We start from the raw sequence: 24,837 nt of genomic DNA on the forward strand, positions 1-24,837 counted from the left end.
GATCGTTGTGGATGGAACAATGGGAATCACACCTGCGTAACCCGGTAGCCGGTCCTGCGGTCGTCGACGCGTATCGCGGCTCGGCACGAACGTCGAGCTCGACGTGGAGGCGCGAATGTCCCGGATCGGCCAGTTGTTCCAACGTGTGAGCCGTCGCACCACCATTCTGCTCGGTATCGCACTAGCGGTGGTCATCGTGTTGGCGGCAACAGCGGTGCTGGTCGCGGTGCGTCACACCGATCGAGTTGCCAGCGGTGCGTGTCCGGACGACCCATCGGCCTCGGCTCCCGGATGGGCGCCGTCGAATGATCAGGTGGACGTGCCGATCGACGCACATCCGTTCGTCGGAAACGGCTATCTCGGATTGCGGGTGCCACCGCGCGGCATGGGATACACCGCGACCGATGAGACGACCGGCTGGCCGCTCTACACGCCCGCATACGACGGCGCTTTCGTCGCCGGTCTTTATGCGCACACCCCGGGTGTGGCCGACAACCGCGAGGTCGCCGCGGCCATTCCGAACTGGTCTGGATTGCTGGTCGGTGCCGGCGAGCACACCTACTCGCCCGCCACACCCGCTGCTCAGATCGCGAACTTCACGCAAACACTGCACCTGCGCTGCGGACTGGTGCGGACCCGGCTGACCTGGAGCGCGCCCGATGGCAAGGCCACCGATCTGGTCTACGACGTGCTCACCGACCAGGCGGATCAGCATGTCGGCGCAGTGCACGTCACGGTGCTGCCGCACTGGTCGGGCGAGATGGTCGTCTCCGATCTCGTCGAGGGCGCCGGTGCGCGTCGGGTCGGCCAGTCCGAGGTCGGCGCTCGCGATGACGACACCATCCGGGTCGGATTCCGCGCCTACGGCACCGATGTCGGCGGCGATATCGTCTCTGTGCTGCGGCCGGGGGCGGGTATCGCTTCGAGCGCGATTCAGCCGATGCCACTTGGCCGCGATCTCAGTGCGCGCCAGGATGTTCGGTTTCCGGTGCGCGACGGCGGCACGTATCAGTTGACGAAGTTCGTCGGGGTCGACACCACCCGTACCTCTCCTGATCCGGCGGCGACCGCGCTCGAGTCGGCACAGCGGGCCGTGCGGACGGGGTGGGCGAACCTGCTCGCGGAAACATCCGCGGCCTGGCGGGCACGGTGGCGCGGTGACATCGAGGTGCCCGGTCAACCCGATGTGCAGACCTGGGCGCGCGGTGCGCTGTATTCGCTGTATTCGAGCACGAACTCCCAACAGGACAACAGCATTTCGCCGGTCGGGCTCAGCAGCGACAACTATGGCGGCGCGGTGTTCTGGGATGCGGATATCTGGATGTTCCCCGGATTGCTGCAGTTCGCACCGGAGTTGGCGAAATCGGTGGTGGACTACCGCTTTCGGACATTGCCCGCTGCCCGGGCGAACGCCAAGCGGCTCGGCTACCGTGGCGCTTTCTATCCGTGGACCAGTGCGAGCCGTGGCGATCTCGACGAATGCCACAGCTGGGATCCGCCGCACTGCCTGACCCAGATCCATCTGCAAGGCGATGCGTCCCTGGCGGCCTGGCAGTACTACGCGGCCACCGGCGATACCGGCTATCTGCGCGAACGCGGCTGGCCAGTGCTGCGCGCGCTCGCCGAATTCTGGGCCTCGCGGGTGACGCGCAACGAGGACGGCAGCTACTCGATTCGCAATGTCGCGGGTCCCGACGAGTACAGCAACGGGGTGAACGACGCGGTCTACACCAATGCTGTCGCCGCCCTCGCCCTGCGCAATGCCACCCGCGCGGCGCAGATTCTGGGCGAACCGCACCGGCCCGAGTGGACCGCGATCGCCGATGGTCTGCGCATGCCGTTCGATCGCAACCAACGGATCTTCGTCCAATTCGACGGCTACACAGGCACTCCCATCAAACAGGCCGACACCGCGCTACTGATCTATCCACTGGACTGGCCGATGCCGCCGGATGTGGCGGCCAATGTGCTCGAATACTATTCGGAGCGAACCGATCCCGACGGTCCAGCGATGACCGATTCGGTGCACGCCATCGACGCGGCGAGAATCGGCGTCCCCGGCTGCGCCACCGACACCTTCCTCGAGCGTGCCGCGCGCCCGTTCGTCCGAGCCCCGTTCGGCCAGTTCGCCGAGGCCCGCGGCGCCAAGGTCGGATCGAAGGACCCGCTCGCCGGTGCGCCCGCCTTCACCTTCGTCACCGCGGCAGGCGGCTTCCTGCAGACCTTCACCAACGGCCTACTGGGCCTGCGCTTCGACACCGACGAAATCCGGATCGCCCCAACCCTGCCACCCGAACTCGCCGACGGCCTTACCATCCGTGGAATCCACTGGCAGGGACGAACTTTCGACGCCGCCATCGGCCCCGATAAAACCGAACTGACTTTGACCGAGGGACAACCGCTACCGGTCCGAACCGATACCGAAACCCACCGCCTCGACAGCGAACTGACCGTTGCGACCCGCCGCCCCGACCGGACCCCCACCGACAACCTGGCCCGCTGCAAACCAGTCACCACCAGCTCCGACGAACCCGGCAAATATGCCGAAGCCGCCGTAGACGGCACCCCCGCCACCAGCTGGTCCCCCAACACACCCAACGCCACCCTCACCGTCGACCTAGGCCAGGAAACCCACATCGCACGAATCCTCCCGCACTGGACCGCCCCCACCCCAACCACATTCACCACCTCCCTCGACAATCAGACCTGGACCGCGATCACCCCCGACCCAACCACCGGCACCCTCCCCACTCCCCTCTCAACCCGCTACATCCGCCTGGAACTCTCAACCCCAACCTCAACCCCGCACCCCACCCTCCGAGAACTCGAAATCACCGGCCCCCGCACCTGATCCACACTCCTGGGCACTCCCATCGGGGCCGGTGCACAATACGGGCACGTCACCCCGGGTCGGGTCCTAGCATGAGACGGGTGCGTCGGTTGCTTTCGCTCTTGTTCCTCCCGCTCGCAGCCTGTGCTGACCCGACATCGACGCCGCGCGCAACGACCGTTACGACCACGGAGTACGTCCGCACACCGGCGGATTGCACCAAGTTGGAAATCACCGCGCTCGTTGTCGAGTCCGGGCACGGCTATATCTTCGGCACGCATGCCGAATGGCTGCCCAAGGGGCAGTTCGTTCGCGTTCGAGTGGCGATTGTCAACGCCGACAACATATTCCATACGACCCGCACCACCGACTATCAACTCGACGACGCCGCAGGCACCACACATCCGGTCAGCAACGATGCCATGGCCATCAAGCGTCAACCGACCGAGGTGACCATCGGTGCCGGGAACCGACTAGAACTCGATCTCTGGTACGACATTCCACTCGACACCACAGCGAAGCTCCTGCGCGACAGCGCCTGTGCCATCACGACAACGCTGCCCGGTTAGTCCGCCACCTTCAGCGCCTATCGGACCGTCAGTCGCCCTTGGGTTTGCATCCGGGAGCGGCGGCGGATTGCCCAGGCGGCCGCGCGAGATAGACGACCTGATCGCACACCGGCGGCTACGGGTACAAGCCGCGTTTCTCGGGCATTGGACCGAACGAACGCCAAGGCAAGCGGCACCAGCTCAGGGGTGTCGCGTAAATCAGTGTGGGTCGGGCAGGCCGAGCGCGGGGGCGAGCACACGCCAGGCCCGCGGCAACTGGGCCTCGAAGTCGGGCCAGGTGTGCATACCCGTCGGGGCGTAGTCGACGGTGGCCGGGATATTCAGCTCCGCCAGTCGTGCCGCGAAGCGTTCGGTACACGAGCGCGCACCGGCCTCGAGGGCCAGACCCCCACCCGCCGTCTTCAAGGCTTCACCGAGGTCGGACGCACGCGATACCGCGACAAGGTCGGCATCGGTCGGCAGGCCGGTCGCCGCGGCCAGGTAGATCGAGGTGCCGCGCAGCTGCGGTGCGCCGAGCAGACTGTCGTGCGCACTCCACTCCGGCGATCCGGGTGGGCCCCAGAGGTTTTCGACATTGCCACCGCGCGACGCGACGGTAATCGTGGTGACCGCCCGGCCGAGATCGTCTGCGGTGGAATAACATCCACTCATTCCCGCGACCGCACGGTAGCGCCCCGGATTCCGCTGGGCCAGCATCATGGCCGCCTGTGCACCCATGGACACACCCGCGATCGCCCGCCGCCCATCGGTTTTCAGATACGACTCGATAATCGGCGGCAGCTCGGCGGTGAGAAAGGTTTCCCAGCGGTTGACCCCGAGGGTGGCGTCGCGGAGCAACCAGTCGCTGTACATGCTCCCGGTGCCGCCGCTGGTCAACACCACATCGACCGGTTTATCCGCGAAGAACTCCGCCGCATGCCCCTTGGTCAGCCACCCCGAGACCGCCTCGCCGTCGACGCCATCGAGCAGATACAGCAGCGGACGCGGTCCGGAACCGCTGCCGTGCAACACATCCACCGTAATGACCCGACGCATGGCGGCCGAGGCGATGGCGAAACGTTCGTGCCGCGGCCCGACCGTCTCGATGCTGATCGTTCCGGTCCGTGTCATGGCCGGATCGACAGCGGGCGGATCCGCGAGTGCGGGCACGGACGCCAGCGCGGCGATGAGGGCCATCGCCGCCACGGTGATCGGTGCTCGAAAACTCATAGTACGACGGCGGCTCGCTCCGCTTGTCTGGCCGCGGCCCGGTCGCGCTGCTCCTCGAAACGTGTTGCCTTGATGGCCAATTCGTCGAGATAGGCGCCGAGCTCGTCGCGGGCGCGCTCGCCGTCGTCGGACAGATCGGTGCGCTCGAAGACATTCCAGGCGCGCAACACCGGCCGCAGCACGACATCCAGATGCTGGCGCAAGTCATAGATGCCGTTTTTGGCCAGTACCACTGCGTTTCGCCGGAAGTTGGGCTGGGTGAGTCCGGGCATCTGGAACCGCGTGACGATATCGGTGACCGCACGCATGGCCTCGTCGGGTGCGAGGTCGAGGGCGGCGGCACTGAGGTTGCGGTAGAAGATCATATGCAGGTTCTCGTCGGCGGCAATCCGTTGCAGCATACGCTCGGCGACGGGCTCATTACAGGCGGCGCCGGTATTTCTGTGACTTATTCTGGTCGCCAGCTCCTGCAACGTTACATATGCGACCGAACGCAGGAACTGCGGGCCTTTCTCCGGCTTCGCGACACCCGTCGTCATATGCGCCATTCTGGCCTGTTCCAGGGCCACCGGATCCACCGCGCGAGTGACCACCAGATAATCGCGCATGACGATCGCATGACGGTTTTCCTCCGCGGTCCAGCGCCCGACCCAAGTGCCCCAGACGCCGTGCTGTGAGAACGACTCCGAGATCTCCCGGTGATAGGAGGGCAGATTGTCCTCGGTGAGCAGGTTGGTCACCATGGCGGTCCGCGCGACCGCCGACAGCCGAGATTGTTCCGGTTCCCAATCGATACCGCCCATGGCGGCGAAATTCCGGCCGTCGTCCCACGGCACATAGTCGTGCGGGTGCCACGCCTTGGCCTTGCGCAGATGCTCGTCGAGATGACGTTCGGCGACGGGCTCCAGTTCGCGCAAAATATCGAGATCGGTCAACGCGATCGTCACACGTGCTCCTTTGTTCACCCCTGAATCGACGATAAGCAGGCTTGTTCAGGCCGAACGGGTGATTCGACGATCATTGGGCGAGGTGACGACAGCTCGACGACCTGGCTGGAAACCGTCACAACCCGGCAGATCGGCCAGCCGATAGAGCCCCGGCTCCCGGCCTTCGGCGAGAAGTCGGGCGAGCCGTTCCTGTGCCGATCCGGCCAATTCGGGAATCCGAGCGGTCTCGCCGGAGGCCACCACCGCGGTCAGCGGTACCTCGGCAGCCTCGCTGACCAGCTCGAGCACCTCTGGAGTGAGCGCGACCGGTGTCATGGCGGATACCTCGTCGATCGGCACCAGGACCGTGCCGCCCTCATCGGACAGCAGCGACAGTGCCCGGGAACCGAGCGGCATCGCCAGCGCCGCCTGCACCCGGCGCAACTTGCGGCGGGCCGCGGACGGCGCACCCAGACCGCGTCTTCGCTCGTCCGGATGTGCGGGAATCGCGAGGGCGACGACCTGATAGGACGCGGCGACGCTGATGCCGGCGCGACCGGCCAGCCGTGCGACGCCATGCCCGCTGAGCAGCGCCGATACCAGAGTCTGCGCGGCAGTCTGCTGTTCCCGGGCGACCTGGCGGTGTTCATCCAGATAGGCCGTGGATGTCGCCGTCGTCACCATTTCCAGCACGCGCACGATCAATCCGGCCGCGGCCGCCACCTGATCGGCATCCTCGTCCGCCGCCTGATCGGCAAGGAATTCCAGGCCGACCCGCACACCGTCGTGATAGGCGTCCAGCACAGTTTCCAGCGCCACCCCCTCGCGGGCCCACCGCGCGGCCGACCCGGTGATCACCGCGGGCTGCTCCGGGACCGGAACCAGCTGCGGTTCCAGCACTTGCGCGGCCTCCGCCAAACAGGTGCGCGTGATAGTACCGAGATCTCCGCGCTGCGTGCGCCTGGCCTGAAAAGTCAAATGTTCGACCAGTTTCGATTCCAGGCTCTTGCTGCCCGAACCAGCCTGTCTGCCCACCATGACTCCGAAAGGCTAGTGGCATTCGTACCAAAATTGCATACCCGGTCCGTTAATTAGGAAAGTCATCACACCGTGCCGAACAGCTTGGGCGAAATCACAAGCAGCCCAGTGATTCTCGGTCCAATATTTCCGGTCATTCGGATGACCGGATATAGTCGGCGACACCGGGTGCTCCCCGGGGACACTGACGCGGGTGCGACACTTCGCCGCGACGGCTGTAACGCCCGGCGACGATCCACCGACGGCACCGAGGACGGCATACCCAGCAGACCGGTGAGCCGTCCCATGACTAAAGTTGAGCCCCTGTGCTGCGGGTCCTACACCCGATAGCATCGAGCGCCTTGTACCGTTCGGTGGACCCGGACAGTACAGGCGACTAGTTCGAAGGATGGCATACCCCATATGAGCGGCACGCGAGAAAAGCTCGAGGAACTCCGGGACATCCTGGAGCTCGCCGAGGAACCCGCCGGCGAGACCGGCATCGCGAAACGCAAGAAAAAGGGCATACCGAGTGCGCGCGAGCGCGTGCGCATGCTGTTGGACCAGGGCTCCTTCGTGGAAATGGGCGCGCTGGTGCGACAGCCGGGCAGCACCGACGGCATGTACGGCGACGGTGTGGTGACCGGCCGCGGCTACATCGACGGCCGGCCGGTCGTCGTCATCGCCCACGACCAGACCGTGCACGGCGGTTCGGTCGGCGAGATGTTCGGCCGAAAAGTCGCCGCCGCAATGGAGTTCGCCCAGGAGAACGCCTGCCCGGTGGTGTCGATCAACGATTCCGGCGGCGCCCGCATCCAGGAGGCGGTGACCTCGCTGGCCTGGTACGCGCTGATGTGCCGACGCCAGGAGGATCTGTCCGGCTTCGTGCCGATGGTCGCGGTCATGCTCGGCAAATGCGCGGCCGGGTCGGTCTACGGCCCGGTGAATATGGATGTGCTGGTCGCGACCGAGAAGTCGTACATGTTCGTCACCGGTCCGGAGGTGATCAAGGGCGTGACGGGCGAGGTGGTCAGCGCCGACGATCTCGGTGGCGCCGCCGCCCTGCAGGCCAATGGCACGGTGCACCATGTCGCCGCCGACGAGCAGGCCGCCTTCGACTGGGTCCGCAGCTATCTGAGCTACCTGCCGTCCAGCTGCCTCGAACAGGCTCCGGTGGTGAATCCGGGACTGGAACCCGAAACCACGGCACACGACCTCGAGCTGAACTCGATCATTCCGGATTCCGACCGGTCCGGTTACGACATGCACGAGGTGCTGCTGCGCATCTTCGACGACGGCGATTTCCACGAGATCAGCGCTGGTACCGCCCAGAACCTGATCACCGGATTCGCCAGGGTCGACGGTCGCAGTGTGGGCGTGGTCGCCAATCAGCCGCAGGTACTCGGCGGCGCGCTGGACGGACTGTGCTCGGATAAGGCGGCATATTTCATCCGGCTGTGCGACGCTTTCGGCCTGCCGCTGATCTTCGTCGTCGACACCCCGGGTGTGCTGCCCGGTCTCGAAGAGGAACGCAACGGCGTCATCAAGCGCGGCGGCCGGTTCTTCCGCGCGGTCATCGAGGCCACGGTGCCGATCGTCTCGATCGTGACGCGCAAGGCCTACGGCGGCGGCTATGCGGTGATGGGCTGCAAACCGCTGGGCGCGGACCTTGCGCTGGCCTGGCCGACTGCACAGATCGCGGTCATGGGCGCCGAGAGCATGGTCGGCATCATCGGCCGCAGGCAGCTGGAGGCGACCCCGCCCGACCAGCGCGCCACCGTGCGCCAGCAGATGATCGACTTCTACAACGCCACCGTCGCCACTCCGTGGACCGCGGCCGAACGCGGCTACATCGATGCCGTCGTCGAACCGTCGCAGACCCGGCTGGAGATCCGCAGGGCGCTGCGCCTGCTGCGCGAGAAGGGCGCGGTCAGGAAGCACAACCCGCGCAAGCACAGCCTCTTCCCGGTCTAGTCGTCGGCCCGTTTGTGTTGTGTCACAGCACAAACGGGTATCGGTCGTGTGATATCAGAGGTTCGTTCGCTCGCCACGCGGCCCGATACCGCTGTGCCCTAACGTCATCCGTGCCCGACCCGTGTTCGCCGCACGACCGCCGGGTACGCGGCGCGCCCACCGAGAGTATCCCTACCCACTCCGAGTGGGCGCGCCGCACTTGAAAACTAGGCCTGATCCGGACGCGTCCCGTGGTTGCCCCAAGTGCGTTCCACCGTGGCCCATTCGGTCTCCCACAACCGGGCCCTGCGCCGATCGAGCGCGCGGCGCAGCAGTGCGTAGCCGCAGCCGAAGCAGACCGCGATCCCGAAGACCATGCCGGTGGTGATCAGCAATGCCTTGCTCAGTGCCCGGGTGCCCGACGGCGGTTCGGTGACCTTGCCCGAGCCGTCGAGCCAAATCTTCACTGTGGCACCGGCTTTCATCACTCCGGTGGCCTGGTAGTCGCTGGTGTGCGTGACACCGTCGGCGTCGCGCCACTGCACCCGAGCCGGGGTGATGGGCGCGTAGAGCGGCGCTTTGCCGACCTCGAGCACGGTCGCGTCGACTTCGTGTAACTGCGCCGCTTCGGCCCGCGCGATGCGGTCCTCGGTCTGGTAGATCCGGCCGCCGACCGCCATCGACAGCACCGGGGCGATGATCAGGAACAACAGCGTGAGCACCGCGGCGACCGCCAGTTGCAGGCGATCCTCGCGGCGGCGCATCGGATTTCGATCCAGGCCGACCCTGCGGCAGGTGCGGCGGACAACGCTGGGTGACCCGGTTGCTGCGGTCATGACGATGACACCTCGCTCTGGAATTCAGCTGTCAGCCCGTTAAGGGTGTCGAAGAATGTGTCGATGAGATCGGGGAGTCCGTCGGTGTCCGAGCCCGCGCCCCAGACCTGCAGTGCGGCGATGAGCAGTCCGGTCCCGGCCGCGACGGCCGCCTCCGGACGCCGGTCCACCGCGGGATCGACATCGAGTCTGGCGGCGATGATCCGCACGGATTCGCGCTGCCCGTCGAGTCGGATGCGCTGATAGCCCGCGGCCAGTGTCGGTTCCGCCTCGAAGAGTTGGAACAGCGCCCAGCGGCGGGCCAGGCGCGCCGCCTTCGCGCCGGTATGTTCGGTGGCCAGCCAATCGTGCAGGGCATTGCGGTAGGCGACCAGCGGCGACTCGCCAACGGGGCGGCGGCACAGCGCCTCGTTGAACAGGTGCACGTCCTGATCGATTTCACCGAGTACGGCATCCTCGATGGAGGAGAAATGACGACTGAAGGTCCGCCGGGTGACCCCGGCGCGCTCCGCGATGTCCTCGACGGCCACCGCACCCAACCCGCGCTCGTTGAGCAGGTCGAATGCGGCGCGCGACATTGCCGCGCGACTGCGGAGCGTGCGCAGCCGACGGCCGTCGAGGTCGACCGCGTCGTCGATACCCATATCCGCAGTCTACGCCCTATTGTCCCATCGGGACATTAGTTCGGTGTGATTCGTATCAAGGCTTCCGTGCCAGCCCGGTGACGATGAGCTGCTCCCAGACGGTGAGCTCGCGCCCGGAGCTGCCGACCGACGCCGTGTCACCGGCGGCGACGTCCGGTCGCCACTGCGCCGACGGAACGATATCGGGTTCGAGGACTTCGAGGTCGCCGAAGAGGTCGCGAATCTCCTCGGTATCGCGCCAGCGGCCGCGCCCGAAGGTGGCCTGCAGCTTCTGTTCGGCCGCGGTGGTCTCCGGATTGTGCCCGGATCGGAAGTGCGTGATCAATACGTGACTGCCGGAAGGAATCTGGTCGTTCCAGAAGCGCACCACGGCGGCCGGATCCTCGTCGTCGTTGAAGTGGTGCAGGATCGAACTGAAGATGACGCCGACGGGCTGGTCGAAATCGATCAGCCGCGCAACATCCGGATGATCTCGGATCGATTTGGGATCGCGGGCGTCGGCCTGGATCACCGTGGTGTTCTTATCGGTAGCCAGCAGCGCGCGACCGTGCGCGAGCACGATCGGATCATTGTCGACGTAGACCACCCGGGCGTCGGCGGTGTGCCGCTTCGCGACCTGATGCACATTGTCGGCGGTCGGCAGACCGCTGCCGAAGTCGATGAACTGCCGCATCCCCGCGCGAGCCATATCGCGCACCCCGCGGATCAGTGCCTGCCTGCTGGTGAAGGCGATCGCCACCGAACCGGGCAGGTTCAGCTTGAAGTGATCACCGATCTCCTGGTCGACCAGGTAGTTGTCCTTGCCGCCGAGCAGATAGTCATAGACCCTGGCGATACTCGGTTTGCTCTGATCGATCTCCCGGTCGAGCCGAGTCGGGGGCGCAGCATCGTCGGTCATTGTCAACACCTTCGTCCACGGGACATGTGCGGTTCCTATCGTATGAGCCCCGGCATCACACCGTACGCACTTGACGAACCCGGCATGGCAGCGCACCACGCCGAGTTCGATTGTCCCGCTTATTGTTTTCGGCGTATCACCGCGAATCGCCGGCCGCGGCCGGGTGATCGAGCGTCTCCGGATGCCGTTCGCACAGGGCGCGCAGCAATCCCGGGGTGTACTCGGGTGGCGCGGCATGCACCGATAGTTGATTGGCGACCGCGCGGTACGCGTCGAGGTCGGCGGTCTTGTCCAGATACAGCGCACTGGTGAGTTGCTGCAGATAGACGATGTCGGGGAGATCGGCTTCGGCGAAGCGCAACATGGTGAACGCACCATCGGCCAACGCCGGACCGCCGACATGATCGGGCAGCACCTGCACGGTGATGTGCGGCTCCTCGGCGATGCGCAGCAAATACTCGAGCTGGGCTCGCCATACCGTCGACCCGCCGATCGGTCGGCGCAGCGCGGCCTCCTCGACGATCAGCCACAGCTGCGGCGGATGCGGGCGGCGCAAGATCTCTTGACGGCCCAGCCGCAGCGCGACCCGCCGTGCGATCCCCTCCGCCGATTCGGCCGGATGTGCCATGGCCAGCAGTGCCCGCGCGTAGTCCGCGGTCTGCAGCAGTTCCGGCACCGCTCTCGGCTCATAGCCGCGGATCAGCTTGGCGGCCTGCTCGAGTCCGAGATAGGTGTCGAACCACTTCGGCAACCAATCGCTGTCGCGATGCCACCAGCCCGAGGCGTTGGCCTGGCGCGCGAGCTCCCTGAACTCCTCGCGCTCATCCGGGTCGGTGACCCCGTAGAGCGTAAGCAGATCGAGGAGATCGCGTTCCCGGAAACCGGTGCGCCCCAACTCGAGTCGACTGATCTTGGAATGGGAACCGCGGATCGCCTCGCCCGCATCCTCGCGGGAGATGTCACAGGTCTCGCGCAACCGTCGCATCCGGCTGCCGAGCATCATCCGCAGCACGGTCGGTCCACCGTCGGCAGCAGGGTTCTTGCCGGAAAATGAATGTCGCACTTCCGAAGCACGCATTCGATGAGTCTGCCATGAAATAGCCGCGACTCTCTAGAACCAAAATGCCCTATTTCCACAAGTATTCGTACATCTGCAAGGACATCCCCCAATATCTTCGGCCCGGCTTCGGTTAGCGCAGCAGCACCTCCGCACCGGCCCGGCCGAACAGCTTGCGGCCGTCGCAGATCGCGGTGAGCGCGATGGTCGCCGCGCGGCGATCCGGATCCAATGCTTTGACCCGCCCGCGGAATTCGATCTCGCACTGCCGGGTCGCCGAGACCGGGGCGAATCCGGCGAACCGCACACCGTATTCGCTGATCGCGGCCGGATCGCCGAGCCAGTCGGTGAGGTAGCTCGCGCCCAGACCCATGGTCAGCAGGCCGTGCGAGACCACGCCCGGCAGTCCCGCGGCGACCGCGACATGCTCGCTGAAGTGGATCGGATTCGAATCACCCGACACCCCAGCATAATTCACCAGATCACCGCGTGAGAGCGGCACGACGCGGGCGGGCAGTTCGGTACCCACCTGCAGCTCGTCGAACTCGATGCCGCACGGCACCCGCACCGGTGGCTCGTCCACACCGTCCTCGGGCAACATGTCGTCGAAGCATTCGACGACACCGCCGTCCAACGCATGCTCCGGCCGCCGGGTGGCGTCCTGCCGTTGGCTCAGCGCCTCGCCGCTCATGATGACGCCGTCGACCGCAGTGACCAGCTCGGTGGCGACACCGGCGCCGGTGTGGGCCACCACGGTGGTGTGCGCGGTCTGCAGCAGTTCCTTGTACTGATTGGTGAGCAGACTCCGGATGACCATGAAGTCCATATCGCCGAACTGCCGGAACGATTCGACATAGGTGTCGCAGCGCAGTTGATCACCGGCGACGAGCGGCCGGTGCGCCCGGATGCTCTGCTCGGTATGCAGCACCTGGCTGATGTCGTAGCCGGTCAGCAGCGAATCGAACATCTTGCGCTGGAGCAGCAGCCAGATGATCGCGGAGAAGGTGGGTGGTGCGACGAGCCCGTCGTAGCCGAGCTGCCACGCCGCCTCCTCGTAATAGTGCGCAGGATGGACGCCGCGAACCGCACGGGCGAATTCGCGGACCTTCTCCCGCCCGACCTCGTAATGGTCGGACATTCGATAGTGGCGCCCCACCATCGCGCTAGCTTGTTCAGATCCACTCAAAACCGTCACGTGTCATAAATCGCGCCCCGGGTGCCAGTTGCAACACTAATAGCTGACCGCCATAAGTCTCTCAACATTCATCGGGTGCCGGCACCCCCTGCAGGCGCTGATCCAGCCAGATCATCGCGTCCGGATAGCCGAGCCCGCCTGCGATGATGTGTTCACCGAGGACGCTGCGATACACCGCCGAGACACCGAGGCCGCACTGCTCCCGGTAGAGGTTGCGCGCGCCCTCGGCCGGAATCCAGAATTCCTGCTCACCGTTGTAGATGTAGAGCGGTGTCGCGGACTTCATGCCCGCCATGCGCGTCACGTTGTAGATCTCGGTGGCGACCTCGGAGTGCAGCGGATCCGGAATCCTGGCGGCGATATCGATCGGCAGCATCAACAACCCGACCGCACCGAATACGCTGCCGCACAGGTCTTTCAGCGGTGATGTCGCCGCCCACTGCGCCAGGTTGTTCATGCTGGCCAGGATCTCCGGACGCTCCCGGCCGACGCCGAAGGTCGCGGCCAGGAAGACCCCCGAGGCGAGGTTGCCGTTCATGCTGCGTCCGAGGATTTCGTAGTCGGCGGGTACACCGCCGAGCGCGGCACCCACGATCGATCCGGCCAATTCCGGGGCGTAGCTGTCGATCAGCTTCACCGCCCCCTTGGTGGCGATGGCGCCGCCGGAGTAGCCGGTCATCCCGAATCGGCTGTCGCCGAATTCGTCGGGGCGCAATCCGCGCACCGCGCGGATGGCATCGAGCACGGCATGTCCGGCGACGTAGGGCTCCGCGTAAGCCATCCACGGTCCCTCGTGATCCGGAATCAGCACCGCGTATCCGCGCAATGCCGCCAATTGCGTCGTGGGCGGGAGGAAGTCGGTGATGCTGGTATTGCGTGACCAACCATGCGAGAAGGTGTAGCCGGGGTTGCAGTCCCGGCCGAGCGCATCGATCGGGAGGTTGTTCACCACGACCGGTCGGCTGTCCGGACCGGGCCATGCGGTGGCCGGAATGATCAATGTCGCAGTGGCATACGACGCCGCACCGCGCGAATCGGCGGTGCGGTATTTCAACAGCAGCGCCTGCCGAATCGGAACCAATACCAGCGGTGCGGCCGTCGCGCTGACATCGCGCACCTCCACGAGCTCGCCGGGCGCGTAATCGTCCAGGTTCGCCGGCCACGCGTCGAAGGCCGGATCACCGATAGCGCTCGGCGCCGAAGCCTGGCGCAGCGCGGCCAGCGCCGGAGACATGGTGGTGGCCTCCTGCATCGGACCGGAGAAATGCGGCCCGACAGCAATCGGTGGCGGCGGGATGACGCTGTCGATCCACTGCTGCAGATCCGGCAGTATCGAACCGGCATCGGTCGGAATCGGCAACGCGGGCAGGCCGGGAATAGCGGGCGGCGGTTCGGCCGCCGCCTCCCCCACCGCGACCGGAAACACAAGCAACAGCACGAAAACGATGACACGCAGGCACTTCATTGGCACACGCCCCAGGGTCGACATCGGGTTCCCTGGCGCCCGGGTTTTATGGTGCCTTCGACCCCCGAAATGCCCCTGAGTGCCGAGGCCAGGAAGTCAGGCTAACCGAGGGAACCCGCGCGGATACCCCGCTGTGCCCGAGTTGTGTGTGTCACGTCGCCGAATCGCAACAATCCGAGCCGAATCCGCTTGTCCAGCAATGCGGATCCGGCTCGGTCGCGATCCGGCATCCGCCGGATCCGCACCAGTTTGTTTGTGCTCGTTAACAGTTGCTCGGCGCCACCTCCCCGCGGAATCGCGCGTCCAACCAATTCAGCGCCGCCGGAATGCCCAGGACCGCGGCCGTGAGATGGTCGGGTACCGGGATCTGCTCGGACTGCACCCGCGCCCCGGCCGCGCACCAGCGCTTATCGGTATTCACCACCGCATCGACGGGAATGAGTCCGTCGATCGGCGAATGCCATTCGAAGATCGGCGTTTTCGGCACGCCGTCGTAGAGTTCGAGGCTGTTCTCCTCGACCACCGCGCGTGCGGTGGCATCGTTGATCATCGAGGTCGACTTCGCGAAGTCCAGTGCCCCACGCCCCGCGCCCGCGGCCAGGATGTCGTTGGTGCAGCTATTGGCGATGGCGGTCCGTGCGGCGAGGCCGCGCTCGTTGAGTTGGTCGCTGAGCGGGAAGCGGTCGGGATACTCCCGCTCCAGGCCGAGTCCGGCCGCCAGGGCGAGCCCGAAGACCGGATGCGAGTTGAGGCCGAGGGTCTCCAGCATGGTCACCAAATTCATCGGCACACCGCCCATCGCGGCGCCGGCGATCTCCACGTCCGGCGCGTACTTGGGCGCCAGTGCGGCCGCCCATGCGGTAGCCATGCCGCCGCCGGAGTAGCCGACCATCGAGACCGGGCTCTTCTGCACCTGCAATTCGGCGACCTGCTTCACCGCCCGGATGCCGTCGAGGGTGATCATGCCGCCCAATTTGGCCGCGCCGTAGGCGAAATTCGGACCGAGGTGGTCCGGCAGCGCGACGCTCCAGCCGCGCGAGAGCAGCACATTCCAGCCCGGCGCCTCCCGGACGATGAGGTTCGGATCGCCGGTGTAGAGCACCCGCGATACCGAGCACTCGGCACCGAGACCGTTGATGATGTGCTGGTAGGAGAGCAAGGGGCCGTCCGGGGCGTGCGCCTTCGGGGTGAGCACCGTGGTGGTCGCCGCGATCGGCTGACCTTCGGAGCTGGTGGAACGGAAGCGCACGACGGTAACGGTGGTATCCGGGAAGATCGCCAGCGGGGGCATCGCCCGCGTCGCGATCACATCACCGGGCTTCTTATCCGCCAGATCGGGCGGGGTGGCGTAGAAAGGGTCGGGATCAGGGCTGGGATACAGAGGAGTGGTGTGGGCGACGCCAGCCGCCGCCGTCAGCACCATCAGCAGACCGATCGTCATGGCCAGCGACCGTTTGCCGGTCGCTCGAATCACGGCGCCGGCTGCGCGAATCGGTCTACGCAGGGCCTGTCTCATCGACGTATTGCCTCCGGGAGAGAGTTTGGTCCAACGTTGGGAACATAGTCGACGGCGATTGTCGCGAAGGCAAAGGGCAAGCGAAATGTTTTGAGAAATCACAACTCTCGGGCGCTCGAACAGTGGTCGGCGGCCCGGCGCCTTCGTGACTGTCTCCGATCGCGAGGTGTCGTGTCTGTGACATGTCCAGCCGATCGGCCGGACCATGTTCTGCACCATGGTGCGCGACTTACCGTCACACCTATCGACGCGGCAAGTCGGGTCGGAAGGAGACGGTGGCATGGACGGCACTGTGAAGTCCGGAACGGATTCCCCCGAGCAAAACTCGGTGTATCCGATGGATATCCAGGATCCACCGACGCGCCGGGTCACCGTCTACTTCGACGGTCCGACCGCCGAGGACGCACTCGTGCTCGAGTACGCCGCCACCCGAACCGAGGCCTGGGAATTCACCTCGGCCGCGCTCAACGCCGGGCTCACCGTGACGGTCGACAGCAGGGTGCGACCGGGACTGCGCCGACTGCCGTGCCGCTCGCTGTGGCACTGACCGTGGCCGGCGGCGTCGCTGCTGTAAACACTCGGCCGCCACATCCCGGTATGGCTGTTGCATCGCCGCACGATGACTACTCTCGGATGGTGGACACCATGCGGGAGGATCGACGTTGACCCAGCGGAATACCGAATGGGCACGATGGGGTGCCGCGCTGCTGTGCTGTGGCGCGCTGGCCCCGGCCGTCACGGCGTGCGGCTCCGACGAGACGCCGGCGGCCGTAGCCACGACGACGACACCCACGGCCGCGGCCGTAACCACCACTGCCCTTGCCGCGCTGCCGAGCGTCGATCCCTACGCCGATATGCCGCTCATCGACCACACCACCTGGACCGAGGGCGTCGACGGTGCTCGCCTGAAGGTCTACCCCACCGAGGCCGGGCGGCGCGAAGCCTTCCCCGATACCGAGGAACGGGCGTGGCAAGAGGTGCTCACGCACTCCCCCGACGCCGATACGCCCGGTATGCGCGACCAGTTCGTCTGTCACTGGGTCTGGGCCCGCATGGTGCAGCCCAGCAAGGAGAGCTGGAATCTGGAACCCTGGCGGCCTGCCGTGGGCTATCAGGCCACTGTCCAGGCATCGTGTAATCCCGGAGGACCCGAACGCTGACCATTTCGAGCGATCTGCAAGCAATCGCTACGGCCTGAAAGGACCCCCATATGCGCGTCGTCATCGCAGGCGGACACGGAAAGATTGCGCTACTGCTCGGCGAAATACTGACCGAGCGCGGCGACGAGGTCGAGAGCCTGATCCGCGATGCCGATCACGCGGACGAGGTCGCGGCCACCGGCGCACGACCGGTCGTCTTCGATCTCGAGCACGGCACGGTGGCCGAGCTCGCCACCGTCGTAAAGGGTTCCGATGCGGTGATTTTCGCCGCGGGCGTCGGCGCGGGCAGCGGGGCCGCCCGCAAGTACACGGTGGACAAGGGCGGTTCGGTGCTGTTGGCCGATGCCGCGGAGGCCGCCGGTGTCCGGCGGTTCGTGCAGATCTCCACGATGGGCGCGGGTAAGCCGCCCGCCCCTGGCACCGATGAGGTCTGGGCCGCCTACATCGACGCCAAGACCCAGGCCGAGGACGATCTACGCGCCCGCGATCTCGATTGGACGATCCTGCGCCCGGGTCGGCTGCTCGATACCGCCGCGACCGACCGGGTCTTGTTGAGCACGCCGCCACTGCCCTTCGGCAGCATCGCGCGGGCCGACGTCGCCGTCGTCCTCGCCGAAATTCTGCGCGCGTCACAGACCACGCACACCACTTTGGAACTCGTCGCAGGCGACATTTCGGTAACGCGCGCAGTCGCGGATATCGGTAGCCAGTCGGTCGCCGAAGGCGGTGCCGCACTTACCGATTGATATTTTTCGCCGCCAGATTGGAGAACGTAACCGTGTTCAGCCGTATCACTTCCCTGAAGCTGCGACCCGGATCCCGCGGCGAATTCCTCGATGTGGTCAGTCGCAGTGCCGCCGCATCGGTGCGCGAGGAACCCGGTTGCCTGCGATTCGATGTGTGCGCCGACCGGGTTGATCCGCACCGGTTTTTCCTCTACCAGGTCTATATCGATGAGGAGGCCGCCGAAGCGCACCGTTTCACCGAGCATTTCCTGGCCTGGCGCTGCGCCGCCGACCGATATGTGGAGCCGGGCACTCAGGTGCACTACAGCACCGATGTCGTGATCAATGCGAAATGATCGCGCCGAATTAGCCCTCGCATCCGCGCCGGTTCGCGGATGATTAGCAGGTGCGAAAACCCAACTGCGAAGGCACAATCGATCGTGCAGATGTGCTTGCAAATGAAAGGCACACCGACCTAAACTCAGTCCCGCAAGGCATTACAGGGGACAACCAGGGGAGGCCGCGTGGGTGAACCAAGGGCCGATGTCGCCAGGGGTTTGCTGCCGCCAGACGTCAGGGGCGTTCGAATGGACCAACCACTTCACGGCGGCCGGCTCGGAATCGCCGAAGCCGCACTGGCCGACCAGCCAGCGAACGGTATAACAACTATGAGCACACCGTCGACCCGAAGCGGACAGCGCAGTACCGCGTACTCGCGAGAAACAGCAGTCGCTTTCGTCATCGATGCCGTCGAGTCAACCGGTGCGGCCACTCGACACGATTTCGACATCGACCGGATCGTCACCACCGCGCACGCGATGGCCGACGACTGGGACATCGAAACCCTGCAACCGGCGACCTTCTGGCGCATCGCCTCCAGCTTCATCAAGCAGTGACCGGTAAGTACCGACCACTGCGTCCAATGATGTAGCAGCGCAGCCGAATTTGCGTTACGCCTCGGTCGGCGATGCCCACTGTGCCGTATATGCCCGCAGTGCGACCTTGGCCTCGCGCAACAGATTCGGGTCGCCGTCGGGATCGGATCGGAACGCCTCCTGCAGGACGGCATCGCCCATGAGATGGGCGGCGCGGCAGGCGATATCGAGTCCTTCGATATCGGCGACGGCGCCCTGGGCAAGCATGACCTCCCGCAGCGTCACCGCCATCCGGCGTTTGTGCTCGCGATCGGCGGCCCGAGCGGCCTCGTTGAAATCCTTGCCGAACCACAGCGCACGGAAGCCCGGCTCGTCCCGGTAGACCTGGGCGAACGCATCCACCAGCACGCCGATCGGATCGTCCCAGCGCTCGGCGCGCGCGAGCTCGAGCAGCAGGGCCGCCTTGGCCTCCAATTGCTCGATATAGGCCGCGGCGAGGGTTTCGACGACGGCCTCGCGATCCGGCAGGTACTGATACAGCGAGCCGACCGAAATCCGTGCCTCCGCAGCCACTCTGATCATGGTCAGCGCCTCGACGCCCTCCGTGGCGATCAGGCGATCGGCCACCTCGAGCACCCGCGCCAACCGCTCCCGGCTGCGCGCCTGAATCGGCACGCGACGCAGGCCCGCCTCGGGTAGTGCACGGATCGGCACGGAATACCTCCGAACGTAATGTGAATCATATTCAGGTTTGGGTAGAGTATCCGGATGACCAGCACCGCACCAACCGAACGCGCCGAGGTAGCGGCGGCCTGTCAGCGCCTGGCCGCACACGGACTGCTGATCGGCACCGCGGGTAATGTGAGCCTGCGCTGCGGCGATCTGGTCGCCGTCACGGCCACCGGCGCGGTGCTGGCGCAGGTCATCGCCGACGACGTCACGGTGGTCGACCTGGCGGGTCAGGTGGTCGCTGGACGCTACACGCCCACCTCCGAATTGGGTTTGCATCTCGATATCTATCGCACCTACGCCACGCAGGCGGTCGTGCACACCCATGCGCCCAAGGCGACGGCCATCGCCTGTGTGCTCGACGAACTGCCGGTCATCCATTACCAGCAGCTGCTGCTCGGCGGTGCGACGAGGGTCGCCCCGTTCCATCCCTTCGGCACCGTCGAACTCGCCGATGCGGTGCGAACGGCGTTGCAGGGCAAGCAGTCCGCGCTGCTGGCCAATCACGGCGCGGTCACCATCGGCGCATCGCTGGACCAGGCCGTCGAATCCGCATTGCTGCTGGAATGGGCCTGCGCGCTGTACCTGGACGCGATGACGATCGCCAGGCCGCGCGAACTCACCGAACAGCAGCAGGCCGCGGTCGTCGAGGTTGCACTCCGCACCGGATACGGCACCCGCAAACCGCTGGAGAAGGACACCGAATGAACGTAATCGCTTTGGGTGCCCATGTTTTGGATATCCTGGTCCGACCCGTCGCGGCAATACCGGACGGGCAGCAGACCGCACTGGTCGAGGACATCCGCATCACCGCGGCGGGTACGGCCGCGGGTACCGCGCTGACATTGGCCAAACTCGGCGCGAGCGTGCGGACCGCGGGTGCGATCGGCGCGGACACCTCCGGCGATATCCTGCTCGGTCTGCTCGCCAAGGCCGGCATCGATACGAAACTGGTGGTGCGCAAGGAAGATCAGCCCACCTCTTCGTCGGTGCTGCCGATCCGCCCCAATGGGGAGCGCCCCAGCCTGCATCTGTTGGGCGCCAACCCGTTCTACACCCTCGATGATGTCGATTGGGCCGCGATCGCCGCCGCCGACCATCTGCACCTGGGTGGTCCGGAACTGATCGGCACGGCATCTGCGGCGCGAATCCTGCGGCACGCCAAGGACAATGGCGTCAGCACCTCGGTCGATCTGATCGCGCCCGGCGCACTCGGTAGCCTCGACGCCATCGCCGAAGTCCTCCCGCATACCGACTACTTCCTCCCGAATGACGAACAAGTGCTCGGCTTCACCGGTACCACCGACCTGGTGGCGGGTTGCGAGGTGCTGAAGGACGCGGGCGCTTGCATCCTGGCGGTCACGCGGGGCGCCGACGGCACCCTACTCGTCGGTCCCGACAACTATCAGGACATTCCCGCGTTCGCCGTGGACGTCGTCGACACCACCGGGTGCGGTGATGCCTTCTCCGCTGGTTTCATCCGTGCGATCGCACTGGGCCGGAATCTGCGTGCCGCTGCGATCCTCGGCAATGCGGTCGCGGCACTGGTCGCCCGCGGACTCGGCAGCGACCACGGCGATTTCGATCTCGCCGCGGTGGACGCGTTCGCAGCCGAAACACGCACTATCGACCCGAACGAGCCGGGTCGATAGCGAGGTTCAGGCGTTCTTGGCGTACTCGGCGAGGATCTTCAGCGACTCGCCGGGTGCCTCGGCCTGCACACTCAGGCGGTCCATGACCGAGAGGTACAGCGCCAGATCCTGTTTCCGATCCAGGTACAGCGCACTGGTCAGATGTTCGAGATAGACGATGTCGGGCAGCTCGGTCTCGGCAAAACGCAAGATGCTGAACGAGCTACCCGCAGCGGCGTGTTCGCCCGCCGAGTACGGCAGGACCTGCACCGTGACATTCGGAAGTTCCGCCAGCTCGATGAGGTGTTCCATCTGCTCGCGGTGCACCCGCGAACCACCGACCGGCCGATGCAGCGCGGCCTCGTCGATGATCGCCCAGATGATCGGCGGCTCGGCTCGGCGCAGCACCTCCTGCCGACGGATGCGGACCTGCACGCGGCGATCCATATCGGCGTCCTCGTACCCGAGTGACATTACGGCCCTGGCATATTCGGGCGTCTGCAGCAACCCGGGCACCAGGTGCGCCTCGTAGGTACGGATCTTGGTCGCGGCCTGCTCCAAGCCGAGGTAGGTGCCGAACCAGGACGGCAGCAGATCGCTGTAGCGATGCCACCAGCCTGGTTCGTTCGCCTGCCTGGCCAGATCCAGGAATCGCTCCCGCTCCTCGGCGTCGGTGACGCCATAGAGGGTCAGCAGGTCGCGGATATCGCGTTCCTTGAATCCGGTGCGCCCCAACTCGAGACGACTGATCTTGGCGTGCGAACCGCGGATGGCGTCACCTGCGGCCTCACGGGTGATGCCATTCTTCACCCGCAGGTCACGCAACTGCCCGCCCAGCGCGATCCGCAACACGGTCGGACCACGTTCCACTACAACCGATTGCACACGACCGTCGTCATCGGGTTCTGCGATCATGAAGTCATCTCCGATACTCGGGTTTGACCACAGTGTGTCACAAATACCACGTTTGAAAACACACCGCACCGATCGCCTATGTTACCGCTCAGCTAGTCAGGTCGTCGAACTCCCCGGCCTTCGCGCCGCGCACGAACGCGTCGATCTCCGGTCGAGTGTAGAACAGGATGCCACCTTCCGGGTCGCGTGAATTGCGAACGGCGATCGAACCATCCGACGCCTCGGCGACCTCGACGCAGTTACCGCCCGACGGACCGCTGAACGAGCTCTTGCGCCACGTGCCTTTGATCTTGGGTGTACCGGTGTCGAACATCTTCCCCACTCCTCGGCTGCTTCCAGTGTGAGATGTACGCTCGAGCGACTTTGCAGATGTGCGCTCAAACGTTCTTGCATTTGCACCTACATCTGCAAGATAGCACGAAGCTCCCCTATGCGGCACAAAAGAATTCAGACCTGCCGGTCCCCTTCGTGACCCCTGTTCAACGCGTTACGCGAGTGCTGCACGCGACCCACCCGAGATGGGTGATCGACTACTCCATCCCGCAGGTCGAGTCGATGCGAATCTTGTACTGTCACAGTGCACATCGGCCGTGCCAGCCAATCCCGACACCCGCCGCCTGAGCAGTCCGGTTCACCGTTTATCAGCTCGCCGAGGAGTCCAGCCCCATGTCCGACGACCAAACCCCGCTCATCCGGACCGACATCCCGCATTCCGCGCGCATCTGGAACTACTGGATGGGTGGTAAGGACTATTACGAAATCGACCGGATCGCCGGTGATGCCGGCGTCGAGGTGGATCCGGACATCACCACCATGGCCGTGCAGTCGCGTCAGTTCCTCATTCGCGCAGTGCGTTACCTGGCGGGCGAGGAGGGCATCCGCCAGTTCCTCGATATCGGAACCGGCCTGCCGACGATGCAGAACACCCATGAGGTCGCCCAGAGCGTCGCGCCCGACTCGAAGGTCGTCTATGTCGACAACGATCCACTGGTCCTCACCATGGCGCGAGCGCTGCTCACCAGCACGACTCCCGAGGGCGTAACCACTTACGTCGATTGCGATTACCACGATCCGGAGCAGATCATCGCCGACGCCCGCAACGTGCTCAATTTCAATGAGCCGGTCGGCGTGATGTTCATGGGCGTGCTCGGCCACGCCAAGTCCTACGACGAGCTGCTTCGCATCGTGCGCACGGTGCTCGCCGCGGTGCCGTCGGGCAGTTTCCTGGTCATGTGGGACGGCACCGACGACAGCAAGGAGTATGTGACGCTGTGTGAGAACTACACCGGCACCGGCGGCGTGCCCTATGTTCCCCGACCCCAGGCCGAAATCCGTGCCGTATTCGACGGTTTGGAACTGGTCGATCCCGGATTCGTATCGATCACCCAGTGGCGCACCGATGCCGCCGAGGTCGGCGAGGTCCGGCCGATCTCCGCCTACGGCGCGGTCGCGCGCAAGCGCTAAGCGCAAGCGGCACAACGGCGGTCATCGACCACCCGGTCGACGACTGCCGTTCATATTTCTGTTGGTCGTTCGTGCAAATGTACTTGCATCTGTAAGTGCCGACGGCCTAAACTCGGAACCAGAATCGGGGAGGTACGCAGGGAGTTCGCGCCGGCGTCACCACATTCACCTCCCCATCCGGTAGACGCGAGGGGCGGTCGAGATGAGTACGCCATTCCGAACTCCGCGCGGGGCCACGATCGCCGGCGGATCCGGGATCGACACCCTGCGGCAATGCTCGGCGCCGGAGTATGCGCCCCTCGATTGCGGTGTCGAACCGCGCGGCCTCACCTATCGGCAGGCCCGCGAGATCCTGCACCTGCACGAGGTACACGGCCCGCAGTGCCGCCAGTGGCTTGCCGCCGCGGCCTACCTCTCCGCCGGACTGGACGACGAATAACGTTCGACCCCGACGGTTCCACTGACACGGCCCCAAATCGCTTCGCACGCAGCGATGTTCGTACGGATGTACTTGCATCTGCACGACACGCCGCTTTAAACTCGGGTGCGACAAGGGAGTTTCGCACCCGAGAGCCCGTGCTGCTGTCGCCATCGGGATCTCTCGGCGCCAGAGCCACAGGGGGCATTCGCATGAATCCACCACGCGTCGCCGGTCGACTCGGGATCGCCGATATCGCCGCGGCTTACGGCACCGACGCGTTGCAGCGACGCATCGCCGAACTGCGTGCCAGCGGCCAGCACTACGCCGCCATCGCGATTGAGCGCGAAATCCGCAGCGGCGCAGTCGTAATCGATTCCGAACTGCAAAACCAGCAAGGCGCGGCCTAGCTTCGGCTGCGCCGCCGACGACCCGGGAGTTCAAGGCGCACACCAGGTTCGGATGTACGGCCGGGTCGAGTGCTTGCAGCGCAATGGATGCCGTGCGCGGCGCGGACATCGTCGTCAGGTGCACGGACATGTCCTGATCACAGCCGTCCGGGAGGTGACGTCGTGCACTGTCGCATCTGGACCCGCGCCACGCTGGCGCAGCCGATCACACGCCAACGTCGGTTCCGAGGCCAACGTTAAGACGACTGGTCACGGATTTTCGACAACTCGCGTCGGGCGCTGGAGCTTCCCACCACGGGACATGGCCCGCATGTGGACAAGTGCACAACGTTGCCGCGCCGCAATAGATTTCGCGTAGTCTTCCGCGGTTCATAACCATTTCGTATAGTGATGCA

26 protein-coding genes are annotated in these 24,837 nt (G+C 65.5%); 13 read left to right on the forward strand and 13 right to left on the reverse strand.

Annotated elements, in window-relative coordinates:
- Positions 1-115 precede the first annotated feature (115 nt).
- Positions 116-2,851 carry a discoidin domain-containing protein gene (locus ACFYOW_RS03720; RefSeq protein WP_387284199.1) on the forward strand — a complete coding sequence of 912 codons (2,736 nt, stop codon included), beginning with the start codon at positions 116-118 and terminating at the stop codon, positions 2,849-2,851.
- A 71-nt stretch (positions 2,852-2,922) separates the two neighbouring features.
- On the forward strand, positions 2,923-3,399 hold the full coding sequence (locus tag ACFYOW_RS03725; RefSeq protein ID WP_387284201.1) for a hypothetical protein: 477 nt from the start codon (positions 2,923-2,925) through the stop codon (positions 3,397-3,399).
- A gap of 198 nt (positions 3,400-3,597) precedes the next feature.
- On the opposite strand, the gene ACFYOW_RS03730 is transcribed toward ACFYOW_RS03725, so the two are convergent.
- The 3 genes from ACFYOW_RS03730 to ACFYOW_RS03740 are packed head-to-tail and all read right to left on the reverse strand — an operon-like array spanning position 3,598 to position 6,572.
- On the reverse strand, positions 3,598-4,608 hold the full coding sequence (locus tag ACFYOW_RS03730; RefSeq protein WP_387284203.1) for an alpha/beta hydrolase: 1,011 nt from the start codon (positions 4,606-4,608) through the stop codon (positions 3,598-3,600).
- Positions 4,605-5,555 carry an acyl-ACP desaturase gene (locus ACFYOW_RS03735; RefSeq protein WP_387284205.1) on the reverse strand — a complete coding sequence of 317 codons (951 nt, stop codon included), beginning with the start codon at positions 5,553-5,555 and terminating at the stop codon, positions 4,605-4,607. Before ACFYOW_RS03735 ends, ACFYOW_RS03730 begins: the two co-directional genes overlap by 4 nt.
- Positions 5,556-5,600: 45 nt before the next feature.
- Complete coding sequence (locus tag ACFYOW_RS03740; protein WP_387284206.1) at positions 5,601-6,572, reverse strand: transcriptional regulator; 972 nt, start codon at positions 6,570-6,572, stop codon at positions 5,601-5,603.
- A gap of 402 nt (positions 6,573-6,974) precedes the next feature.
- Here ACFYOW_RS03740 and ACFYOW_RS03745 point away from each other — a divergent pair, with 402 nt between their 5' ends.
- Positions 6,975-8,525, forward strand: coding sequence for an acyl-CoA carboxylase subunit beta (locus ACFYOW_RS03745; RefSeq protein WP_387284208.1), 1,551 nt, complete (start codon positions 6,975-6,977; stop codon positions 8,523-8,525).
- Between the two features lie 206 nt (positions 8,526-8,731).
- On the opposite strand, the gene ACFYOW_RS03750 is transcribed toward ACFYOW_RS03745, so the two are convergent.
- The 7 genes from ACFYOW_RS03750 to ACFYOW_RS03780 all read right to left on the reverse strand — a co-directional run bounded on the left by ACFYOW_RS03750 (position 8,732) and on the right by ACFYOW_RS03780 (position 16,040).
- Entirely contained in the window at positions 8,732-9,340 is a 609-nt protein-coding gene (locus ACFYOW_RS03750) for a hypothetical protein (RefSeq protein ID WP_387284210.1), read from the reverse strand.
- Positions 9,337-9,984, reverse strand: a complete 648-nt coding sequence (locus ACFYOW_RS03755) for a TetR/AcrR family transcriptional regulator (protein WP_387284212.1) — start codon at positions 9,982-9,984, stop codon at positions 9,337-9,339. The genes ACFYOW_RS03750 and ACFYOW_RS03755 overlap by 4 nt, the downstream gene beginning before the upstream one ends.
- Positions 9,985-10,039: 55 nt before the next feature.
- Positions 10,040-10,882, reverse strand: coding sequence for an SAM-dependent methyltransferase (locus ACFYOW_RS03760; protein ID WP_387284214.1), 843 nt, complete (start codon positions 10,880-10,882; stop codon positions 10,040-10,042).
- Positions 10,883-11,018: 136 nt separating this feature from the next.
- On the reverse strand, positions 11,019-11,960 hold the full coding sequence (locus ACFYOW_RS03765) for a helix-turn-helix domain-containing protein (RefSeq protein WP_387284216.1): 942 nt from the start codon (positions 11,958-11,960) through the stop codon (positions 11,019-11,021).
- A gap of 112 nt (positions 11,961-12,072) precedes the next feature.
- Positions 12,073-13,098: a fused (3R)-hydroxyacyl-ACP dehydratase subunits HadA/HadB gene (locus tag ACFYOW_RS03770; protein ID WP_387284218.1), complete on the reverse strand. Its 1,026-nt coding sequence runs from the start codon at positions 13,096-13,098 to the stop codon at positions 12,073-12,075.
- A 97-nt stretch (positions 13,099-13,195) separates the two neighbouring features.
- Positions 13,196-14,599 (reverse strand): lipase family protein, encoded by a 1,404-nt coding sequence (locus ACFYOW_RS03775; RefSeq protein WP_387284220.1) that lies wholly within the window; start codon positions 14,597-14,599, stop codon positions 13,196-13,198.
- 262 nt (positions 14,600-14,861) lie between these two features.
- Entirely contained in the window at positions 14,862-16,040 is a 1,179-nt protein-coding gene (locus ACFYOW_RS03780; protein WP_387284222.1) for a lipase family protein, read from the reverse strand.
- Positions 16,041-16,395: 355 nt separating this feature from the next.
- Between ACFYOW_RS03780 and ACFYOW_RS03785 the strand changes: the two genes are divergently transcribed.
- The 5 genes from ACFYOW_RS03785 to ACFYOW_RS03805 all read left to right on the forward strand — a co-directional run bounded on the left by ACFYOW_RS03785 (position 16,396) and on the right by ACFYOW_RS03805 (position 18,896).
- Positions 16,396-16,662 (forward strand): hypothetical protein, encoded by a 267-nt coding sequence (locus ACFYOW_RS03785; RefSeq protein ID WP_387284224.1) that lies wholly within the window; start codon positions 16,396-16,398, stop codon positions 16,660-16,662.
- A 115-nt stretch (positions 16,663-16,777) separates the two neighbouring features.
- Positions 16,778-17,275: a DUF2599 domain-containing protein gene (locus ACFYOW_RS03790; protein ID WP_387284226.1), complete on the forward strand. Its 498-nt coding sequence runs from the start codon at positions 16,778-16,780 to the stop codon at positions 17,273-17,275.
- Between the two features lie 50 nt (positions 17,276-17,325).
- Complete coding sequence (locus ACFYOW_RS03795) at positions 17,326-18,021, forward strand: SDR family oxidoreductase (RefSeq protein ID WP_387284228.1); 696 nt, start codon at positions 17,326-17,328, stop codon at positions 18,019-18,021.
- A gap of 32 nt (positions 18,022-18,053) precedes the next feature.
- Complete coding sequence (locus ACFYOW_RS03800; protein WP_040700936.1) at positions 18,054-18,356, forward strand: putative quinol monooxygenase; 303 nt, start codon at positions 18,054-18,056, stop codon at positions 18,354-18,356.
- Between the two features lie 231 nt (positions 18,357-18,587).
- On the forward strand, positions 18,588-18,896 hold the full coding sequence (locus ACFYOW_RS03805) for a hypothetical protein (RefSeq protein WP_084508426.1): 309 nt from the start codon (positions 18,588-18,590) through the stop codon (positions 18,894-18,896).
- Positions 18,897-18,950: 54 nt separating this feature from the next.
- Here the strand turns inward: ACFYOW_RS03805 and ACFYOW_RS03810 are convergent, their stop codons facing one another.
- Positions 18,951-19,589 (reverse strand): TetR family transcriptional regulator, encoded by a 639-nt coding sequence (locus tag ACFYOW_RS03810; protein WP_387284231.1) that lies wholly within the window; start codon positions 19,587-19,589, stop codon positions 18,951-18,953.
- Between the two features lie 54 nt (positions 19,590-19,643).
- Here ACFYOW_RS03810 and ACFYOW_RS03815 point away from each other — a divergent pair, with 54 nt between their 5' ends.
- Both ACFYOW_RS03815 and ACFYOW_RS03820 read left to right on the forward strand, forming a co-directional pair.
- The gene (locus ACFYOW_RS03815; RefSeq protein WP_387284233.1) at positions 19,644-20,312 is read left to right on the forward strand and encodes a class II aldolase/adducin family protein; all 669 of its coding nucleotides are present in this window, start codon (positions 19,644-19,646) and stop codon (positions 20,310-20,312) included.
- A complete protein-coding gene (locus tag ACFYOW_RS03820) occupies positions 20,309-21,256 on the forward strand; it encodes a carbohydrate kinase family protein (RefSeq protein ID WP_387284235.1) in 948 nt (315 codons plus the stop codon). The genes ACFYOW_RS03815 and ACFYOW_RS03820 overlap by 4 nt, the downstream gene beginning before the upstream one ends.
- A 6-nt stretch (positions 21,257-21,262) precedes the next feature.
- Here ACFYOW_RS03820 and ACFYOW_RS03825 read toward each other — a convergent pair whose 3' ends face one another.
- Together ACFYOW_RS03825 and ACFYOW_RS03830 are read right to left on the reverse strand one after the other, a co-directional pair.
- Positions 21,263-22,150: a helix-turn-helix domain-containing protein gene (locus ACFYOW_RS03825; RefSeq protein WP_387284237.1), complete on the reverse strand. Its 888-nt coding sequence runs from the start codon at positions 22,148-22,150 to the stop codon at positions 21,263-21,265.
- An 88-nt stretch (positions 22,151-22,238) separates the two neighbouring features.
- The gene (locus tag ACFYOW_RS03830) at positions 22,239-22,463 is read right to left on the reverse strand and encodes a DUF397 domain-containing protein (RefSeq protein WP_387284239.1); all 225 of its coding nucleotides are present in this window, start codon (positions 22,461-22,463) and stop codon (positions 22,239-22,241) included.
- A 353-nt stretch (positions 22,464-22,816) separates the two neighbouring features.
- On the opposite strand from ACFYOW_RS03830, the gene ACFYOW_RS03835 reads away from it, so the two are divergent.
- From ACFYOW_RS03835 to ACFYOW_RS03845, 3 genes are all read left to right on the forward strand, one after another.
- Complete coding sequence (locus ACFYOW_RS03835; protein ID WP_387284241.1) at positions 22,817-23,614, forward strand: SAM-dependent methyltransferase; 798 nt, start codon at positions 22,817-22,819, stop codon at positions 23,612-23,614.
- 202 nt (positions 23,615-23,816) lie between these two features.
- Positions 23,817-24,053, forward strand: a complete 237-nt coding sequence (locus ACFYOW_RS03840; RefSeq protein ID WP_063040235.1) for a hypothetical protein — start codon at positions 23,817-23,819, stop codon at positions 24,051-24,053.
- 191 nt (positions 24,054-24,244) lie between these two features.
- Positions 24,245-24,442: a hypothetical protein gene (locus tag ACFYOW_RS03845; RefSeq protein WP_387284243.1), complete on the forward strand. Its 198-nt coding sequence runs from the start codon at positions 24,245-24,247 to the stop codon at positions 24,440-24,442.
- Positions 24,443-24,837 lie beyond the last annotated feature (395 nt).

The organism is Nocardia sp. NPDC006982 (assembly GCF_042869435.1).
GTDB lineage: Bacteria > Actinomycetota > Actinomycetes > Mycobacteriales > Mycobacteriaceae > Nocardia.

Coding starts and splice junctions, on each gene's coding strand:
- ACFYOW_RS03740 (WP_387284206.1), bottom strand. CDS start 6,572: ATGGTGGGCAGACAGGCTGGTTCGGGCAGCAAGAGCCTGGAATCGAAA.
- ACFYOW_RS03760 (WP_387284214.1), bottom strand. CDS start 10,882: ATGACCGACGATGCTGCGCCCCCGACTCGGCTCGACCGGGAGATCGAT.
- ACFYOW_RS03720 (WP_387284199.1), top strand. CDS start 116: ATGTCCCGGATCGGCCAGTTGTTCCAACGTGTGAGCCGTCGCACCACC.
- ACFYOW_RS03835 (WP_387284241.1), top strand. CDS start 22,817: ATGTCCGACGACCAAACCCCGCTCATCCGGACCGACATCCCGCATTCC.
- ACFYOW_RS03815 (WP_387284233.1), top strand. CDS start 19,644: ATGACCAGCACCGCACCAACCGAACGCGCCGAGGTAGCGGCGGCCTGT.
- ACFYOW_RS03830 (WP_387284239.1), bottom strand. CDS start 22,463: ATGTTCGACACCGGTACACCCAAGATCAAAGGCACGTGGCGCAAGAGC.
- ACFYOW_RS03770 (WP_387284218.1), bottom strand. CDS start 13,098: ATGGTGGGGCGCCACTATCGAATGTCCGACCATTACGAGGTCGGGCGG.
- ACFYOW_RS03820 (WP_387284235.1), top strand. CDS start 20,309: ATGAACGTAATCGCTTTGGGTGCCCATGTTTTGGATATCCTGGTCCGA.
- ACFYOW_RS03785 (WP_387284224.1), top strand. CDS start 16,396: ATGGACGGCACTGTGAAGTCCGGAACGGATTCCCCCGAGCAAAACTCG.
- ACFYOW_RS03825 (WP_387284237.1), bottom strand. CDS start 22,150: ATGATCGCAGAACCCGATGACGACGGTCGTGTGCAATCGGTTGTAGTG.
- ACFYOW_RS03780 (WP_387284222.1), bottom strand. CDS start 16,040: ATGACGATCGGTCTGCTGATGGTGCTGACGGCGGCGGCTGGCGTCGCC.
- ACFYOW_RS03755 (WP_387284212.1), bottom strand. CDS start 9,984: ATGGGTATCGACGACGCGGTCGACCTCGACGGCCGTCGGCTGCGCACG.
- ACFYOW_RS03750 (WP_387284210.1), bottom strand. CDS start 9,340: ATGACCGCAGCAACCGGGTCACCCAGCGTTGTCCGCCGCACCTGCCGC.
- ACFYOW_RS03745 (WP_387284208.1), top strand. CDS start 6,975: ATGAGCGGCACGCGAGAAAAGCTCGAGGAACTCCGGGACATCCTGGAG.
- ACFYOW_RS03775 (WP_387284220.1), bottom strand. CDS start 14,599: ATGAAGTGCCTGCGTGTCATCGTTTTCGTGCTGTTGCTTGTGTTTCCG.
- ACFYOW_RS03765 (WP_387284216.1), bottom strand. CDS start 11,960: ATGCGTGCTTCGGAAGTGCGACATTCATTTTCCGGCAAGAACCCTGCT.
- ACFYOW_RS03840 (WP_063040235.1), top strand. CDS start 23,817: ATGAGTACGCCATTCCGAACTCCGCGCGGGGCCACGATCGCCGGCGGA.
- ACFYOW_RS03795 (WP_387284228.1), top strand. CDS start 17,326: ATGCGCGTCGTCATCGCAGGCGGACACGGAAAGATTGCGCTACTGCTC.
- ACFYOW_RS03730 (WP_387284203.1), bottom strand. CDS start 4,608: ATGAGTTTTCGAGCACCGATCACCGTGGCGGCGATGGCCCTCATCGCC.
- ACFYOW_RS03805 (WP_084508426.1), top strand. CDS start 18,588: ATGGACCAACCACTTCACGGCGGCCGGCTCGGAATCGCCGAAGCCGCA.
- ACFYOW_RS03725 (WP_387284201.1), top strand. CDS start 2,923: ATGAGACGGGTGCGTCGGTTGCTTTCGCTCTTGTTCCTCCCGCTCGCA.
- ACFYOW_RS03845 (WP_387284243.1), top strand. CDS start 24,245: ATGAATCCACCACGCGTCGCCGGTCGACTCGGGATCGCCGATATCGCC.